Below are 17,932 nucleotides of genomic sequence, written 5' to 3'. Positions count from 1 at the left end.
GTCGGCATGACATTAACGTAGGTAAGACACTGATTACAGGAGAACACCATGACCGCACCCATCCTGATTACCGGCGCCGGCCAACGCATCGGCCTGGCCTTTGCCAGAGCCTGCCTTGACCGCGGCCAGCCCATCATCGTCACCTACCGCTCCTATCGACCGGCCATCGACGCGCTGCAGAAGGCGGGAGCAGTGTGTCTCCATGCGGATTTTGCCACGAATGCGGGCATTGATGACTTCATCCAGGCCCTGAAATCCCGGACGGACACGCTACGTGCCATTATCCACAATGCCTCGGACTGGATACCAGAGAGCGAAGACTCCGACCCGGCAGACGTGATGAACGCCATGATGCAGATTCACGTGATGACACCTTACCGGATAAACCTCGCGTGCCGGTCGATGCTGGAGCAGGAGGGTTCGACAACCGACATTATCCACATGACCGACTACGTGGTGGAGAAGGGCAGCGCGAAGCATATCGCCTATGCCGCCAGCAAGGCAGCCCTGACTAACCTGACCCTGTCGTTCGCCCGTCTACTGGCGCCCAGGGTCAAGGTGAACGCCGTGGCGCCGTCCCTGATCATGTTCAACCAGGGCGATAGCCAGGCGTATCGGGAGAAAACCCTGAAGAAGTCGCTTATGGGAATAGAACCGGGGGCTGAGGTCGCTGTCGCCACGCTTCAGTTTCTGCTGGACAACCCCTATATCACGGGCCGCACCCTGCCCCTGGATGGTGGGCGCCATCTGGTTTGATACCGTTAAATGCCCAGCTCGGCCGACTGGAGTCTCACGCCGGCCACCTTCCAGACCCCTTCAGTGAGCACCATCCGGTAATAGGCGTCCCATCGCTTGCCCTCCGGCCCCTGCAAACGCACCACCTGGATTTCAAAGGCGCCGTGGGGCACGCGCTGGGTAAACTCGATGGCCGTGGCGTTGTGCACCGCCGGGTAGGCTTCACGAACCATATCGACAAACACCTGTGACGACCCGAATCGACGCTTGATACCCTCGGAGGCGTGGGCCCAGGCCTGCTCCTCGTCGTTGTTCGCAAACGCTTCGATCTGGCGCAGGATGGTGTCGCGGATTTCTGCGTCTTTGTCTCTGGCCACAGACTGTGGGGACCCGAGAACCGCGAAGCCAATGAAAGCCAGAAGCACGGGAATCAGCCACTTTCCGGAAACGATGTGTTGGTGACCCATGATGGCACCTCTCTATTGTTCATCTTTTAAACAATACGGTCGGATCAGGGCTCCGGATTCGCGTTCCGCCAGCCAGCTTGCTCTCACCGACGCCCCTTCTCCGGCCAGATGATCTTCATCAGGGCTCGACGCTTTGGATCCGGGAAGGCAATGGCGTTATCAGACCTCGCGATTGACAGGACCTCGCCGAGCATACGAAACAGTTCGATGTTGTCGTGAACACAACGGGGAATGGCCTCATCCCTCAGAAAATGCAGGTAGCGCTCCAGATTCTCCTCATCAGGCCGCCAGTGATCGCCAAAGGCGTTCCGGAACAGGGCCCGGGTGGCAATGGCACGCCATTCGTCGCGATACCCGGTATCGAGCCTTTCCGGATACACGTACAGGTCTTTGATTTCCTGATCAATTTTTACTTCCACGTGGTCCGGGGGAAACAGCATCCGCATGGCCAGCAGGTCGTAGCTGTCATTCAACTGCTCGTCCACGGCGGCTTTGACCAAATCAATCCTGCTCATAATTGCTCGTTTTATGACCTGTAACGGAAAGCGTTTCGTACTGTTCCTTACGACAACAAACCTGCGGGAGACTTCCCATGCACATGGACACTGGCGAACTGAAAAAACACAAGCACGACACGATTTCTCTGTTGGAGATTGTCTCGATGGAAGGGCGCTATTATATGGCGCGGTTCTATCTGGATGGTCAGGGCTACGTTCTGACGGACCCCTACGACAAGCCAGTCATGTTCACCGGCGCCTGCGCGGTGCGAGAACATTTCCACGAATACGAGGTCGAGCGCACCGAGGTGATTCCGCCGACTGGAACCGATGAAATGATTGGTATGCCTGACAGCGGCTCCGAAACCATGCGGGTCCCTCTCTAGGGCCCGCTTGACGTTCCCCTAGCTTCCAGCGAATGAGAGCGAATCCACCAGATCGGCGCCGTTGAAAACGGCCCCGTGAAAATCGCTCTCCGGTATCTGATTGAGCGTAAACACGATGGCACTGGCGGCCTGTTCGGCACTCAGGCAATCCCCCGACGTCAGACGATTGGCCAGCCACTCCGCGTGGGGCAGATCTAACTTGCCCGCCTTGTCGATATGGCTTCGAATACCCGGCGTATCCACCAGCCCCGGCTGAAAGAGGCTGACAACCGGCCCGTCCGACATGGTGTCGAACTCAACGGACATCTGACGCACCAGCCGACGCAGCGCCATCTTGCTGATCCCGTAGCTGCCCGTTCCGGGTTGCGCATGCTTGTCCATACCCGCACCAATCATCACGATTCGCGACGAGGGTTCACCCCCTTTGAGTATCGGTAACAACGATTGGGTGAGCAGCATGGGCGCGGACACGTTCACGGCCAGGGCTTCCTGGAAATCGATGAGCCCAAGGCTGGCAAAATCCGCAGCCGGCTCACCCACGCCAGCGCAATACACGAACGCTGAGAGATGATCGACGGCATCACTTAGCTGTTGAGCCAGATTGCGGGTGCTTTCGGGATCCGCAAGGTCCACTTCCAGCGTCATCACTTCACGGTCGGGCGCCTCCACGCGGAGCTTTGTCGCGACCTCCTCCAGCTTCGACACGGTGCGACCTGCAAGGATCAGGTCGTGGCCTTGAGCAGCAAGTTCCAGGGCCAGGGCCCGCCCAATGCCCGACCCCGCGCCAGTGATCAGTGTCCACATAGTGCTTCTCCCTTTTGCCGATAATTCACGACACCGTTTGTCGCGACGGGCCGTTATGATTTTTGGAGATCAGACGTTTCAGACAGTCCGCATCTGTGGTCACATACGGTAACCTGTAGCAACAGGATTGAACTGCACACCAGACAAGGAAATTCATGGCCGCACTCTCCACCGAGCCCACCGAGCTACGCGCCAGGATCGAACCCGGGTTTCACGCAATCCACGCCAACCATCTGGAAGACTTGCGCCGGGCCGTTGTCTACATCTGTCGGCACAACCCCATGCCGCCACTGGAGAGCGAGACCTTCCTGGTGCAGAGCAACGGTATTGCCCAGTGGCTGAAGCTGGCGCTGGCGGAGAAGCGCACCGAAGATGGCCTTGAGGGCGGCCTCGGGATCGCTGCCGGTATGGATTTCCTGTTCCCGGCCCGGTTTATCTGGCAAGCCTACCGGGCCGTGCTTCCGGACGGTGAGGTACCGGAACAGTCGCCCTTCGACAAACGGCGGCTGGTGTGGCGGCTGTACCGGTTATTGCCACGTCTGGTGGGGCAGGACGAGGCCTTTACACCGCTGGCCCGGTTTCTGGAAGGTAACGATCCGGACCTGCGCAATTTCCAGCTGGCGGAAAAGGTGGCCGATCTGTTTGATCAGTACCAGGTGTTCCGGGCCGACTGGCTGGCTGCGTGGGAGCAGGGCAAGGACGTGATTATCACGGCCCGGGCCGAGGAAAAGCCTCTGGATGCGGAAACCCGCTGGCAGCCCCTGCTCTGGCGCCGGCTGGTTGAGGATGTGGGCGCAGACGCTCATACCAGCCGCTCGCAGATCCATACCCGGTTCATGGAACAGGGCCAGCGACTTCAGGCGCCGGCCAACCCGTTCCGGCTGCCGACCCGCATTGTCGTCTTTGGCGTCTCCTCATTGCCCCGGCAAGCGCTGGAAGCCCTGTACGTCCTGAGCCGGTTCAGTCAGGTGGTGCTGTGTGTTCACAACCCCTGCCAGTTCTACTGGGCCGACATCATCAGCGACCGGGAGCTGCTCACCGCCGAACGCAAACGTGGCAGGACCCATCCGGCACTTTCCGCCATTGAGGATCCGGACCAGCTGCACCAGCACGCCAATCCGCTGCTGGCCGCCTGGGGCAAGCAGGGCCGGGACTACATCCGGCTGCTGGACGAGTTCGACAACCCGGACCAGTACCGTGGCAGCTTCCAGACTCCGGACCAGAAAATCGATATTTTTTCGGACCATGGCAACGAGGACGCACCGCGCCTGCTGCATCAGCTGCAGAACGATATCCACAACCTGACGCCCCCCCAGGAAATCCGCCAGCAACAACGACAACTGGATATTCAGCGGGATCATTCCCTGGTGTTCCACGAGGCCCACAGCCCGCAGCGGGAAGTGGAAATTCTGCACGATCAGCTTCTCGCCGCCTTCAACGTCGATCCCACGCTGCGGCCCCGGGACGTCATCGTGATGGTGCCCGATATCAACGTGTACGCGCCCCACATCCAGGCCGTATTCGGCCGCTACCAGCCGGGCCGGAAGCGCCACATTCCCTTCACCATTTCCGACCAGGGCCAGCGCCACCACGAGCCGGTTCTGATTGCCCTGGAAACCCTGATGTCACTGCCCCGCAGCCGTTTTTCGGTGAGTGAGATCATCAGCCTGCTGGAAGTACCTGGCATACGGGACCGTTTCGGAATCAATGAAGACGAGATCCCCCTGGCTCGTCGCTGGGTCGAGGGCGCCAATATCCGCTGGGGTCTGCACGGCCAGCACCGGGAAAGCCTGGAACTGCCCTCCGAGCTGGAGCGCAACACCTGGCAATCCGGGCTGCGCTCAATGCTGCTGGGCTATGGTATGGGCGACGATGAGCCCTGGGCCGGTGTGGAACCCTTCGGTGAGATCGGCGGCCTGCAGGCCAGTCTTGCCGGCCGTCTGAACGACTTTGTGCATCAGCTGGAAACCCTCTGGCAGGCGCTGCAGACCCATCGCACACCGGACGAATGGGAGGGCCTGTTCTCAGAGATGCTCGGGCAGTTCTTCCACAAGGTCGAAGGCAGCGACCTGTTGCTGCTGAACCGTTTCCGCCGCCAGTTGGAGCAGTGGCTGGAAGACGCCCTGGCAGCGGGCCTTGAGGAACAGACCCTGCCCCTGAACATCGTCAAGGATGTGCTGCTGGAGGGGCTGGATGAAGGCGGCCTGAACCAGCGTTTCCTGGCCGGCAAGGTCAATTTCGCCACCCTGATGCCCATGCGTGCCATACCCTTCCGGAAAGTGTGCCTGCTGGGCATGAACGACGGCGACTATCCCCGCTCCCGGCCGCCGGTGGATTTCGATCTCATGGCCCAGGATTACCGCCCGGGGGACCGCTCCCGCCGGGAAGACGATCGCTACCTGTTCCTGGAAGCCCTGTTGTCTGCCCGGGAGCAGCTTTACATCAGCTGGGTCGGCCGCAGCATCAAGGACGATTCGGAACGGCCGCCGTCGGTTCTGGTGGGGCAGCTTCAGGATCATCTGGACAGTCTCTGGTCTGTGTCAGGGCAACCCGAAACCAGGGTCATCGAGGCACTGACGACCCAACACCCGTTGCAGCCGTTCAGCCGGAGCTATTTCCCGAAAGCCAACGGGCTGGAGGAGGGTGGAAAGGGGGAAAACAGTTCGCCCCATCCCCTGGCCGAGGTGTTGGAGGCACGCCGGTTATTCACCTACGAGCGGGAATGGCGCAGTGCCCATGGTGGTGAGGCTGCCGCGCAGACACAGTCGGCACTACCTTACCAGGCGCCCGAAGAGCCCATCAGTCTGAACGATCTGGCGGCTTTCCTGAAAAAGCCCATCGATACCTTTTACCAGCGCCGGCTGCAGGTGCGCTTCGAGGATGTCGAAGACGACGACACCGACAACGAGAATTTCGAGCTGGACGGCTTGGACCGCTGGCGCCTGGACAACGAGCTGATCCAGGACGGGCTATTGAAAGCCAGCAGCGAAGAGGAACTGCACGATCGGTTGCAGGCAACTCTGGACCGCATGGCGCGACGCGGCGACCTGGGTATGGGCGTGACCGAACACCGCCTGCGTTCCGAGCTGGCGGGGCGCTTGCCCGATCTGTTCGAGCGTTACCAGAACGCACTGGCTGACTGGCCGGAAGCGGTTGCTGAACCGCTGCCCTTTGATTACCGGTTTGAAAGCGCCCTGGGTTCGGTGGAAATCGCGGATCTGATCGACAACCTGCGCTGCAATGCCCAGGGAGAGCTGTGCCGGCTGGTGGTGGCGAGTTCCAGCCTGCTGACCGGTTCAGGATCCAGCAAGAAAGTACGCTATGCCAATCTGATGCGGGACTGGCTGATCCATCTGGCAGGCCAGCTCGGCGGTCAACCTTTTGAGACCCTGGTTCTGGGCAAGGAGGAGGGACGGAAATTCCGCTTTGCTCCATTGCATCCAGAGCGGGCCAGACCGTTGTTCGAAACGGTGCTCAGCGGATGGATGGACGCCACCACCCGGGCGCTGCCCATTCACTGCGAGGCCGGCTTTGCCTGGATCACCAGTTTCTACGGCAGCAAAAAGTACGTCGGTGACCATGAACGAGCCATATCAGAGGCGCAGCAGGCATATACCATTGCTCTGGAGCGGGATACGGGTTACCTGAGAGGAGCCTTTGAAACACCGGAGCTGCTGATGGCCAGCGGTGAATTCGAAGCCCTGCTGCATCAGCTCTACGTGCCGGTTTGGGAAGCCGAGCAGGACAAATCGGCTGCAGATCAGATCGGAGGCCTGGAATGACCGAGCAGATGACCAACCGGAATCCGAACCTGGATCCCCTGGCACTGGCCCTCAACGGCAGTGCTCTGATCGAGGCCAGTGCCGGCACCGGCAAAACCTTTACCATTGCTATTCTGTACGTACGCCTGGTGCTTGGCCACGGCCAGTCGCCCGACAGCCCTCTGCAGAACCTGCTGCCTCCCAACCTGCTGGTGGTCACTTTTACCGAGGCCGCCACCAAGGAACTGCGTGACCGTATCCGCACCCGGCTCACCCAGGCCGCCGAGGTGTTTTCTGACGCGCCCGACGAGCCCAATCCACCCGCGGAGACGGCACTGATCTACCAGCTACGGGATGAAAGCTACCCGGATCCGGCCAGCTGGCCGGAATGCCGAAAGAAGCTGCTATTGGCCGCCGAATGGATGGACGAGGCGGCGGTATCGACCATCCACAGTTTCTGCAACCGCATGCTCAGCGAGCACGCCTTCGACAGCGGCAGCCTGTTCAAACTCACCCTCGAAACCGACCAGAGCGAATTGCTGGACGAGGTCGCCCGGGATTACTGGCGCACCTTTGTCTATCCTCTGCCGCCGGCGCTGATGGACGAGGCCCTGAGCCACTGGAAAACCCCCGGGGACCTGCGCCAGGGTGTTCGCAATCTGATTGACGATCCCCTGAGCCTGGGCACACCCCCGGAGAGCGTTCATAAGGCCATCGATCAGGTGGTCCGCCGGCGTCTGGAACAGTCACAGTCTCTGAAAGCCCACCCCTGGAGCCAGTGGCGCGATGACGTCATCGAGCTGCTGAGCGATCTGAACAAGAGCAAGCGACTCCATGGCGCCAGCAAGAATGCCATGATCAAGGTCTGGGATTTGCTGGTTGCCTGGGCGGAATCGGACGACCTTTTGCCCGAAAAGATCGATAGCGCCGCGGGCTTCAAGAATCAGACGCCCGAAGGGCTCGACAAGATTCTCAAGGGCGATGATCCTGCCCCTCATCACCCGGCCTTTGATGCCATCGGAGCGCTGCTGGATTTCAGCCAGAACCAGCCCAACGCCAAATCCGACATTCTGCGCCACGCCAGCCACTGGATTGCCGAGCGGCTGGAGTCAGAAAAGCAGAAACGCTCGGAAATGGGCTTTGACGATCTGCTCACCCGGCTGGACGATGCGCTGCACGGCCCCCGGGGCGACCAGCTGGCCGCGACGATCCGTCGCCAGTTTCCCGTTGCTCTGATTGACGAATTCCAGGACACCGACCCGGTGCAGTACCGAATCTTCGACCGCATCTACAACGTGGCAGGTGGCGATCACGGTACCTGCCTGCTGATGATCGGCGATCCGAAGCAGGCCATATACGGTTTCCGGGGTGCCGACATCTACACCTACCTGCAGGCCCGGCAGGGCGTGAAAGAGCGCACCTACACACTGGGTAAGAACTTCCGCTCCGCCAAGACCATGGTGGCGGCGGTTAACCGGGTCTTTGAACACAGTGACCAGAACAGCCGGGACGGCGCCTTCCTGTTCGGCAAGGGCGATACCTCACCGCTGCCGTTCCAGGGTGTGGACGCCCATGGCACCAAACGAAGCTGGTCGATCAACGGGGAAGTGCAGCCCAGCCTGGTGTTCTGGACCCACGAATCCGGGGAAGAGGACAGGGACGGCAATCCGAAAGGTATGGCCAAGGGCACTGCCACCGCCGATGTGGCGGAAACCTGCGCCAGTGAGATCGCCCAATTGCTGACCCTGGGCCAGGCCGGGCAGGCCGGTTTTGCGCGGCCCGATCATCCCGAGGATCTGGAGCCGGTTGCCCCCAAAGACATCGCGATACTGGTCAACAACCGCAACGAGGCCAGCGCAGTTCGGGAGGCTCTGGGCCAGCGACGTATCAAGAGTGTGTACCTGTCAGACCGTGATTCGGTGCTGACCTCACGGGAATCACAGGAAATGCTCTGCTGGCTTCGGGCATTTGCCGAGCCCCGGCAGCTGGCCTATATCCGCGCGGCCCTCGCTACACCCACCCTCGGTCAGTCCTGGCATGCCATGAATCAGCTGCTCACCGACGAGCTCGTGCTGGAACGGGAAATCGAGCGTTTTATTGGTTACCAGCAGCAATGGCAGAAGCAGGGTGTACTGCCCATGCTGCGAACCTTCCTGATGGATTTCGAGGTGCCAGGCCGGTTACTGCAACGCCCTGACGGCGAACGGCGGTTGACCGACATTCTGCACATTGCCGAGTTGCTGCAGCAGGACAGCCTGCAACTGGACGGCGAGCATGCCCTGGTGCACCACTACACCCAGATTCTGCGTGCAGCCGAAGAGGAAGATGAACACCGTACCCTGCGGCTGGAGAGTGATGCCGGCCTGGTAAAGGTCATCACCGTGCACAAGTCCAAGGGTCTGGAATACCCGCTGGTGTTTCTGCCCTTTGGCACGGCCTTTCGCGCCCAGAGTGAAAAGCAGGCCTTCGTGCGCTATCACAATGACCAGGGCAGGCTGGTCACGGTATTCGACCCGTCGCCGGACGACGTGGCCAGGGCTGACCGTGAGCGCCTCGGCGAGGATATCCGCAAGTTCTACGTAGCCCTGACCCGGGCCCGCTTCGCCACCTGGGTCGGCACGGCGGCCCTGGACAACTGGCAGCAAAGCGGACTGGGCTACCTGATTGCCGGCGAAGGGCAAAGCCGTATCAGCGATTGCCTGGGGAAACTGGCAGAGGGCAGAGCAGAGATCCGGATAACCCCGTTACCGGATCCGGACGATACGCACTACCACGAACCGGCGCCCGAAGCGCTTGGCCCGGCCATGGTCTCTTCCCGTGAGGCCAGAGAGGACTGGTGGATTGCCAGCTACTCCTCCATCGAATACACCGGCATGACCGGCACCGGGATCGCGTTTACCGGTGAGGTGGAAGATGCCCAGACCCAGAACCTGCTGGAAGAAAGTACCTTGGACGAAGAGGAAAACCCGGCTCAAATGGCCAACCAGCGCAACCAGCATAACTTTCCGAAAGGCGCCGGACCCGGCACCTTCCTGCACGAATTGCTGGAATGGTGCACACAGCAGGGGTTTCAGCGGGTTGTGGATAACCCGCCGCTACTTCATGAGCAGCTGACCCGGCGCTGCGGCACTCGTGGCTGGAACGAATGGGTGGAGCCGCTGGAGCGCTGGTTGCTGGCATTGATCAGCAAACCATTGAGCCTCGACCGGGCCGGTGCAGAAACCGTCTGCCTGGCGGACCTGATCACCCTGCGCCCGGAACTGGAGTTCTGGTTTGAAAGCCGCAACGTCAGTATCCGCAAACTCGACGAGCTGGTAACCGTGCACACCCTGAATCGCGCGGACCGTCCCCGAGTCGAGGAGACCCGATTCAACGGGATGCTCAAGGGGTTTATCGATCTGGTGTTCGAACACAACGGGCGCTATTACGTGCTGGACTACAAATCCAATACCCTGGGCGAAGACGACAGCGCCTATACCGATCAGGCAATGGGCAACGCCATCCTGGATAAACGCTACGATCTGCAATACGTGCTCTACCTGCTGGCCCTGCACCGGCTGCTTAAAGCCCGTTTGCCGGATTACGACTACGACCGACACATTGGCGGCGCGGTGTATCTGTTCCTGCGAGGCATTGATTCCAGCACAGGTGGCGCCTTCACCGACAAACCGCCCAGAGCCCTGATTGAACAACTGGATGCCCTGTTTGATGGCGAGTCGGTTGCGGAGGTGGCCGCATGAGCCGTTCCCGCTCCCAAACCGGAAAGTCCGACCACCAGATTGATCTGTTCGCGGAGGACATCGCTGCGGAAACGCCGACCGTACCCGCTGCCGGTGATACCACCTTCGATATCAACGATCTGCTCTCGAGCCCGGATAGAACCGAGACCCTGCTGCTGCACTGGCAGCAGGCGGAGTGGATCCGCGCGCTGGATGTGGGGTTTGCCCGGCTGATCCGGGAGCTCTCGGAAGAGCAGGGCGAACGCCCGGACCCACTGCTCCTGCTGCTGGCGGCACTGGTCTCCCATCAGGTGGGGCGTGGCCATGTCTGCGTCGATCTGGGCAATCTCCTGGCCGATGCCGGGCATACCCTGTCACTGCCGCCAGAGGAGTCGGTCCAGGAGCCGCTCACCGATTCCGGCACCAGCGAGCCGGACCGGCCCAAGCCCGCCGACGTGCTTGCACTTGTAACGCTGCCGGAATGCTTGATCATACTGGAAGGCGCCTGCGCCGTAAGTGATGGCTCACATACAACACCCCTGGTGCTGAACGGAACCCGGCTCTATCTGCGCAGATTCTGGCGCTACGAACAACGCATTGCGGCGGGTATCCGGCACCGCCTGGCTTTGCCATCACCCCTGGCAGATCCGGAATCCGGTCCGGCCCGCACCCTGTCTCTCGCTCTGGATACGCTGTTCCGGTCGTCAGAACCGGTGGATTACCAGAAACTGGCCTGTGCCCTGGCGGCCCGCAACCATTTCGCCGTGATCACCGGCGGGCCGGGCTCCGGCAAGACCACCACCGTGGTCAACCTGCTGGCGGCCCTGCAGGCCGTCGCCGGGGAATCCCCCGAACGGGCCGGTCGGAAATACCGGATCCGCCTGGCAGCCCCGACCGGCAAGGCGGCAGCCCGACTGAACGAATCCATCGGTGGTGCGGTGAGCCGGTTACCCCTTGCCGAACTGCCGGGCAACGTGGACCTGAATGATATCCCCACCAGGGTCACTACCCTGCACCGGTTACTGGGCAGCCGGCCGGATACCCGCAAATTCCGCCATAACCGGGACAACCCTTTGCTGGTGGATATCCTGGTGATCGACGAGGCCTCGATGGTGGACGTGGATCTTATGGCGTCGGTGTTTGATGCCCTGCCCGCCAACGCCCAGCTGATCCTGTTGGGCGACAAGGACCAGCTGGCCTCGGTGGACGCCGGTGCGGTACTGGGGGAGCTGTGCCAGCGGGCGTTGCTGGCGCATTACACTCCGGAAACTGCCCGGTGGCTGGCCGCCTTGGCCGGAGGCGAGATACCGGAGTCACTGGTGGACGAAACCGGCCAACCCATGGATCAGGCCGTGGCCATGCTGCGCAAGAGCTACCGGTTCCGGGAGGACAGCGGTATCCGCGCCTTTGCCGAAGCTGTGAATACCAATGCGCTTGATAACGCCATGTTGCGCCAGATCCGGCAAGCAGAATTCGACGATGTCATTTTGCTTAACAGCCGGTCGAAAAGTGGGGATACGGAAGACACCCTGGACCTGGTGTGTCGACATGCCATCACCGGCTCACCCGAGGCATTCCGAAATGCCGGGCAGGGCCGGCAAGTGAATGGCCAAAGCCTGCCACCACCCGTTGGTTACCGCCATTACCTCGAACGCTTGCAGAATCATGGCCTGAACGAAAACAGCCCCCGCGAAGACTGGGATGCGATGGCGGTGCAGCTCCTTGAAGCCTTCAGTGACTTTCAGGTGCTCTGTGCCCTGCGCAAGGGCCCCTGGGGCGTAGAAGGCCTCAACGACCGGATCGCAAAGCAGTTACTGGCTGAAAAACTGATCCCGCGGGCCGAGGGCTGGTATGAGGGCCGGCCTGTGCTGATTACCGGCAACGACTACAACCTGGGCCTGATGAACGGCGACATTGGCATTGCCGTCAACGTGCCCTGGGATCGGACCGACACCGGTGAGCCCCGCTATACCCTGCGGGTGGCGTTTCCGGATAGCGACACCGCTGGCGGTATTCGCTGGATCTCGCCCAGTCGTCTGCAGCAGCTGGAAACCGTGTACGCCATGACGGTGCACAAATCCCAGGGTTCGGAGTTCAACCACACCTGCCTGGTCTTGCCGGACCGTTTGAGCCCGGTCCTGACAAAAGAGCTGGTCTATACCGGCATCACCCGCGCCAGAAACTGGTTCAGCCTGATTGTTGGGGACATTCCGGTGCTCAGGGAGGCCGTCTCGCAGCAGGTCTCCAGGGCCTCAGGTTTGGCGCTCGCACTTGTGGAATCTACTGACTAATGGGTATCGCCTCCAGCTACATGTTCTTATATGATCGCCGGGAACTCTCTGACATGCAGTACGTGGAATGCCCTCTCATTCTTTTTATCTTCAGCAAGACGAAGCCTCACGTCTAAAAACCATTCTGGAAGGGACCGGCGCCGGAACCTGGGAATGGAACGTCCAGACGGGGGAGACGATTTTTAATGAGCGCTGGGCGGAAATCATCGGGTATTCGCTGGAAGAACTTCAACCGGTGTCCATTGACACCTGGATGAAGCACGCCCATCCGGACGATCTGGCTCTCTCAGAGCAGAAGTTAACGGCTCATTTCCGCGGCGACTCCGAGTATTACGAGTGTGAAGCCCGCATGCGTCATCGCGACGGCTATTGGGTTTGGGTCCGAGATTATGGTCGCCTCGTCAGTCGGACACTTGAAGGTGAGCCCGAGTGGATTTCCGGAACGCACATAGAGATCTCCAGCAGCAAGCAGTACGAACAGAGGCTGGAGCAAATCAAGGCTGAGCAACAGCAAACGATCCAGCGTTTTGAAAAAATGGCGTCGCTCTTGCCGGGTGTGGTGTTCCAGTTCGAGATCAAACCGGACGGAACCATGACGTTTCCCTATGCCAGTGCCGGCATTGAACGGGTCTATGGCGTGACGCCTGAGCAGGCGCTCGCCGATGGGACTATTGTATTCCAGGCCATTCATCCAGAAGACCGCGGCTTTGTTGAACAGACCATTAACCACTCGAAGAAAAGCGGCGAAAACTGGATCTGTGAATATCGGGTTATAAACGAGGGCGTGGTCAGCTGGGTTCTGGGCCGTTCCAAACCGGAATTCAAGCCGGACGGTACGGTCATCTGGCACGGCGCGATCCTGGATATCACCTCCCAGAAAACGCTTGAAGAAGAGCTCCGACAGACATCAACCACTGACGATCTCACAGGTGCAGCCAATCGGCGTCGCTTCACCGAGGTGCTGTCCTGGGAGTTTGAGAGGCTGAAACGGAACGGCGCCGGCTATGCGGTCGTACTCTTCGATTTTGACTGGTTCAAGAGAGTGAATGATCATTACGGGCACCACGTTGGTGACCTTGTCCTGAGGGAGACTGCCCACCGCATCAAAAATGAACTGCGTACGGGCGACACGCTGGGGCGAATCGGTGGCGAGGAGTTTGCCGTGCTCTTGCCTCAGTGCGACGAGAACAGTGCCAGGCAATTTGCAGAACGCCTTCGCCGATCCGTTGAACAATTGCGGTTCATTGGCTTTGATGAACTGCGGGGCACCATAACCTGCGGCGTTGCCATTTCCGACCGGACTGACGAAAAACCCAGCCAGATTCTGGTACGTGCGGACCAGGCGATGTACCGGGGCAAGGCTCAAGGCCGCAATCAAGTGGTCGTGTTTGACTACAACGATCAGGATTCCGGCTGAATTTCGGTATCCCCGCCATCAGACTGGTGTTGCTGGAACCACAGCCGGGCGTAGTGCCCGTTCCGGGCCAACAAATCCTGATGGTGTCCGCTCTCCACGATTTTTCCGCCCTCCATCACAAGGATGCTGTCCGCATCCATGACAGTCGACAGCCTGTGGGCAATCACCAGTGTTGTGCGCCTCTGGCTGACTTCCTTGAGCGCCGTAAGGATGGCCTGCTCCGAAAGTGAATCGAGGGAGGACGTGGCCTCATCCAGGATCAGCAACGGCGGGTTCTTCAGGATCACCCGGGCAATGGCCACCCGTTGTTTTTCACCACCGGAGAGCTTGAGGCCCCGTTCGCCGACTTTGGTTTCATAACCCTCCGGCAGGCTGTGGATAAAGTCTTCCAGGTGAGCCATTCGAGCTGCCCGGTACACCTCTTCTTCCGTGGCTTCCGGCCGGCCATAGGCCAGGTTCTGGTAAAGGGTATCGTTGAACAGCACCGTATCCTGAGGCACCACACCAATCGCCGAGCGCAGGCTGTCCTGGGTCACCTGCCGAATGTCCTGGCCGTCGATCCTTATGGCGCCCTGATCGACGTCGTAAAAGCGGAACAGCAGGCGGGCGAGGGTGGACTTGCCGGCACCACTGGCCCCCACCACCGCAATCTTGTGACCGGCCGGGATGGTGAAATTCACATCCCGCAGGATCGGCCGGTCCGGGCGGTAGGCAAAGTGGATATGCTCGAACCGCACTTCGCCTCTATCTACAGCCAGCTCGGTGGCATCGGGGGCATCTTCAATGGCCGGTTTATCTCCCAGCAGTTTGAACAGCCGCTCGACATTCACCAGGGCCTGTCGGATTTCCCGATAGACAAAGCCCAGGGCGTTCAGGGGAATGAACAGCTGGAGCAGGTAGGCATTGATCATGGTGAAATCACCGAGGGTGATCTCTCCGCTGGCCACTTCCTGGACCGCCATGGCCATGATCACGATCATCGCCAGACCGATAATCAATGCCTGGCCGGTGTTAAGCGCGGCCAGGGACAACCGGTTTTTCAGCCGGGCCTGTTCCCAGTCGTCCAGATCGACGTCGTATAACTGCGCCTCATAGCGTTCATTGTTGAAGTATTTGACGGTTTCATAGTTCAGCAGGCTGTCGATCGCCCGCGAGTTCGACTGGTTATCCCGCGCATTGGCTTCGCGCACGAATTTGGTCCGCCACTCGGTAATCTTGATGGAAAAGACCACGTAGACCACCACGGCCACCAGGATCGCCAACACATAACCGACGTTGAACACCACGAACAGGATGCCGGCCACCATCAGGATTTCCAGGAGGGTGGGCACAATGTTGAACAGGGTAAAGCGCAGCAGGAAGCTGATGCCGTTGGTACCCCGCTCGATATCCCGGGCCAGGCCACCGGTCTTGCGGTCCAGGTGGAAAGCCAGTTCCCGCTGGTGCAGGTGCTCGAACACCCGCAGGGAAACCCGCCGCATGGCCCGCTCTGCGACCCGCGCGAAAACCGCATCCCGAAGCTCATTGAACAGCGTGGCGCCAAAGCGCAACGCGCCATAGGCCACCACCAGAACCACCGGGATCCAAAGCAGCATGTCCGCGCCGCGGTTCTGATCGAGGTAGTCGACGATGTATTTCAGGGCAATGGGCGTGGCAACGGTGGCCAGCTTGGCCAGCACCAGCAAAGCCAGGGATAAGGCCACCCGGCCGCGGAATTCGGCGAGATAGGGCCAGAGGCCTGAAATGATTTTCCAGTCCGGTTTATGATCTGCCGGGTAATCGTTGTCGGCGTAGGCTCTCAATTCATGTTCCTTCCGCTTCGGAGTAGTCGAGCGCGCGGGTGGAGCGGCTTGCCAGGACACGCTGTAAATACGTCCCTGTACGCTCGGCGAAAGCCATCCCTGGCTTTCGACGGTCCTGGCAAGCCGCTCCACCCGCACGCTCTTGCGTAGCTGTATGATAGGTCTTGTATGGAGTACAAACCGTATTGTTAGCGGAGTCTACAGCACCCCGTATCCAGGAGGCACATCATTAACACTCGTCACCGCAAAGCCCTGAAACTGGTCATCGACTTTATCAGCCCCTATCGCCGGGCTGTTGCCGGTGCCCTGGTGGCGCTGATTTTTACGGCCGGAATTACGCTCGGGTTAGGGCAGGGTTTACGTATCCTGGTGGATCAGGGATTAGCTACCGAGTCGCCGGAGAACCTGGCCAGGGCCATCGGGTTGTTTTTCATCCTGGTATTGGGGCTCGCATTTGGCTCGTTTGCCCGGTTCTATCTCGTGTCCTGGATCGGCGAGCGGGTGGTGGCGGATATCCGCAAAAAAGTCTTCAACCACCTGATTGATCTTCATCCGGGCTTTTTCGAGCAGAACCGGGCCCTCGAGCTCCAGTCTCGGTTTACTGCCGATACCACCGTGCTTCAATCGGTGATTGGCTCGACCGTATCCATTGCCCTGCGTAACGCCCTGATGCTGGTCGGCGGGTTGCTGCTGCTGTTCATTACCAACGCCAAGCTGGCGAGTATCATTCTACTGGGCTTTCCACTGGTGATTGCCCCCATCCTGTTCTTTGGCCGGAGAGTTCGCGCGCTGTCCCGGCTCAGCCAGGACCGGGTGGCCGATGTTGGCAGTTATGTGGGCGAGAACCTTACCCAGATCAAGACCGTGCAGGCCTTTAACCATCAGCCCCACGACCGTCGGTATTTTTCCGAGGTGTCGGAACGGGCCTTCGACATAGCCCGGCAGCGTATCCGGCAGCGGGCCTGGCTGACCACGCTGGCTATTTCCCTGGTGATGGGCGCCGTCGGGATTGTTATCTGGATAGGGGGGCTGGATGTGATTAACGGCCGGATCAGCCCCGGCGAACTGGCGGCCTTCGTGTTTTACAGCCTGCTGGTGGGCGTTGCTGCCGGTGCCATCAGCGAGGTGATTGGCGAGTTGCAAAGGGCGGCCGGGTCGGCGGCACGGCTGTTCGAGCTGCTGCAGACCGAGCCGGCGTTTGAGCGTAAAGAGACCACCCGAAGCCTTCCGGAGCCCGTTCAGGGTGAGATCCGGATTGACCACCTGAGCTTTCATTACCCGGGACGTCTGGAGCACCCCGCGCTGACAGATCTCACGCTGACGGTAAACGCTGGCGAGACCCTGGCCCTGGTGGGCCCGTCCGGCGCCGGAAAATCCACCCTGTTTGATCTGCTGCTGCACTTCTACCAGCCGACGGAGGGCAGCATTCTCATTGATGGCATGGACACCGCCGAGCTGTCTCTCGAGGCCCTGCGCCGGTGTTTTTCCCTGGTACCCCAGAATCCCGCCCTGTTCCACGGCACCGTGGCCGACAACATCCGATACGCACGCCCCGACGCCAGCCAACAGGACGTCGAGCAGGCCGCGAAGATCGCCCATGCCCATGATTTTATCCAGGCTCTGCCGAAAGGCTACGAAACCCGGCTTGGAGATGCCGGCCTGGGCCTCTCCGGTGGCCAGAAGCAGCGTCTTGCCATTGCCCGCGCCCTGCTTGCCGATGCCCCGATCCTGTTGCTGGACGAAGCCACCAGTGCCCTGGATGCGGAAAGTGAAAACCTGATCCAGCAAGCGATGCCGGCGCTGACCGCGGAGCGTACCACCCTGGTGATTGCCCATCGTCTGGCAACAGTGCGGGACGCTGACCGTATTGCGGTACTGGACCAGGGACGCCTGCTGGCAGTGGGCAGCCACGATGAGCTGAAGCGCCATAACGCCCTCTATCAGCGGCTGGCAAAACTGCAATTTCGGGACGATGCGGCCTGAGGGCGACAATAGTCGGTTTGTTTCCTGTGACCGTACTACTTACACTGTTAGGTGAAACTTTCGAACCTGA

General features: G+C 60.3%; 11 protein-coding genes. 7 read left to right on the top strand and 4 right to left on the bottom strand.

Annotated features, from left to right (window positions below):
* Positions 1-48 precede the first annotated feature (48 nt).
* Positions 49-756 (top strand): dihydromonapterin reductase, encoded by a 708-nt coding sequence (folM, locus tag AC13DD_RS19640; RefSeq protein WP_053113411.1) that lies wholly within the window; start codon positions 49-51, stop codon positions 754-756.
* Between the two features lie 5 nt (positions 757-761).
* Here the strand turns inward: folM and AC13DD_RS19635 are convergent, their stop codons facing one another.
* Together AC13DD_RS19635 and AC13DD_RS19630 are read right to left on the bottom strand one after the other, a co-directional pair.
* On the bottom strand, positions 762-1,202 hold the full coding sequence (locus AC13DD_RS19635; protein ID WP_405417729.1) for a DUF4864 domain-containing protein: 441 nt from the start codon (positions 1,200-1,202) through the stop codon (positions 762-764).
* Positions 1,203-1,285: 83 nt separating this feature from the next.
* Positions 1,286-1,717, bottom strand: a complete 432-nt coding sequence (locus tag AC13DD_RS19630) for a hypothetical protein (RefSeq protein WP_088558601.1) — start codon at positions 1,715-1,717, stop codon at positions 1,286-1,288.
* Positions 1,718-1,794: 77 nt separating this feature from the next.
* Here AC13DD_RS19630 and AC13DD_RS19625 point away from each other — a divergent pair, with 77 nt between their 5' ends.
* Positions 1,795-2,085 (top strand): DUF6482 family protein, encoded by a 291-nt coding sequence (locus tag AC13DD_RS19625; RefSeq protein WP_014578848.1) that lies wholly within the window; start codon positions 1,795-1,797, stop codon positions 2,083-2,085.
* A gap of 18 nt (positions 2,086-2,103) precedes the next feature.
* Here AC13DD_RS19625 and AC13DD_RS19620 read toward each other — a convergent pair whose 3' ends face one another.
* On the bottom strand, positions 2,104-2,889 hold the full coding sequence (locus AC13DD_RS19620; RefSeq protein WP_053113407.1) for an SDR family NAD(P)-dependent oxidoreductase: 786 nt from the start codon (positions 2,887-2,889) through the stop codon (positions 2,104-2,106).
* 155 nt (positions 2,890-3,044) lie between these two features.
* Here AC13DD_RS19620 and recC point away from each other — a divergent pair, with 155 nt between their 5' ends.
* The 4 genes from recC (at position 3,045) to AC13DD_RS19600 (ending at position 14,077) form a co-directional block, all read left to right on the top strand.
* Positions 3,045-6,671 carry an exodeoxyribonuclease V subunit gamma gene (gene recC / locus AC13DD_RS19615; protein WP_482931627.1) on the top strand — a complete coding sequence of 1,209 codons (3,627 nt, stop codon included), beginning with the start codon at positions 3,045-3,047 and terminating at the stop codon, positions 6,669-6,671.
* Positions 6,668-10,390: an exodeoxyribonuclease V subunit beta gene (gene recB, locus AC13DD_RS19610; RefSeq protein ID WP_482931626.1), complete on the top strand. Its 3,723-nt coding sequence runs from the start codon at positions 6,668-6,670 to the stop codon at positions 10,388-10,390. The genes recC and recB overlap by 4 nt, the downstream gene beginning before the upstream one ends.
* A complete protein-coding gene (recD, locus tag AC13DD_RS19605; protein ID WP_104270976.1) occupies positions 10,387-12,660 on the top strand; it encodes an exodeoxyribonuclease V subunit alpha in 2,274 nt (757 codons plus the stop codon). Before recB ends, recD begins: the two co-directional genes overlap by 4 nt.
* A 67-nt stretch (positions 12,661-12,727) precedes the next feature.
* Positions 12,728-14,077: a sensor domain-containing diguanylate cyclase gene (locus AC13DD_RS19600; protein WP_104270975.1), complete on the top strand. Its 1,350-nt coding sequence runs from the start codon at positions 12,728-12,730 to the stop codon at positions 14,075-14,077.
* Here AC13DD_RS19600 and AC13DD_RS19595 read toward each other — a convergent pair.
* Entirely contained in the window at positions 14,062-15,879 is a 1,818-nt protein-coding gene (locus AC13DD_RS19595; protein ID WP_482931625.1) for an ABCB family ABC transporter ATP-binding protein/permease, read from the bottom strand. The genes AC13DD_RS19600 and AC13DD_RS19595 overlap by 16 nt on opposite strands.
* Positions 15,880-16,131: 252 nt before the next feature.
* On the opposite strand from AC13DD_RS19595, the gene AC13DD_RS19590 reads away from it, so the two are divergent.
* Positions 16,132-17,862 carry an ABC transporter transmembrane domain-containing protein gene (locus AC13DD_RS19590; protein WP_482931677.1) on the top strand — a complete coding sequence of 577 codons (1,731 nt, stop codon included), beginning with the start codon at positions 16,132-16,134 and terminating at the stop codon, positions 17,860-17,862.
* Positions 17,863-17,932 lie beyond the last annotated feature (70 nt).

The sequence above is a fragment of the Marinobacter sp. L-13 genome (genome assembly GCF_056857715.1).
Note: the sequence above shows the minus strand (reverse complement) of the source record. Positions and strands in the feature narration are given on the sequence as shown.

Excerpts from the sequence above, each read along its gene's own strand:
- recC (WP_482931627.1), top strand. The coding sequence starts at position 3,045 with ATGGCCGCACTCTCCACCGAGCCCACCGAGCTACGCGCCAGGATCGAA.
- AC13DD_RS19635 (WP_405417729.1), bottom strand. The coding sequence starts at position 1,202 with ATGGGTCACCAACACATCGTTTCCGGAAAGTGGCTGATTCCCGTGCTT.
- AC13DD_RS19620 (WP_053113407.1), bottom strand. The coding sequence starts at position 2,889 with ATGTGGACACTGATCACTGGCGCGGGGTCGGGCATTGGGCGGGCCCTG.
- recD (WP_104270976.1), top strand. The coding sequence starts at position 10,387 with ATGAGCCGTTCCCGCTCCCAAACCGGAAAGTCCGACCACCAGATTGAT.
- AC13DD_RS19600 (WP_104270975.1), top strand. The coding sequence starts at position 12,728 with ATGCCCTCTCATTCTTTTTATCTTCAGCAAGACGAAGCCTCACGTCTA.
- AC13DD_RS19630 (WP_088558601.1), bottom strand. The coding sequence starts at position 1,717 with ATGAGCAGGATTGATTTGGTCAAAGCCGCCGTGGACGAGCAGTTGAAT.
- AC13DD_RS19625 (WP_014578848.1), top strand. The coding sequence starts at position 1,795 with ATGCACATGGACACTGGCGAACTGAAAAAACACAAGCACGACACGATT.
- recB (WP_482931626.1), top strand. The coding sequence starts at position 6,668 with ATGACCGAGCAGATGACCAACCGGAATCCGAACCTGGATCCCCTGGCA.
- folM (WP_053113411.1), top strand. The coding sequence starts at position 49 with ATGACCGCACCCATCCTGATTACCGGCGCCGGCCAACGCATCGGCCTG.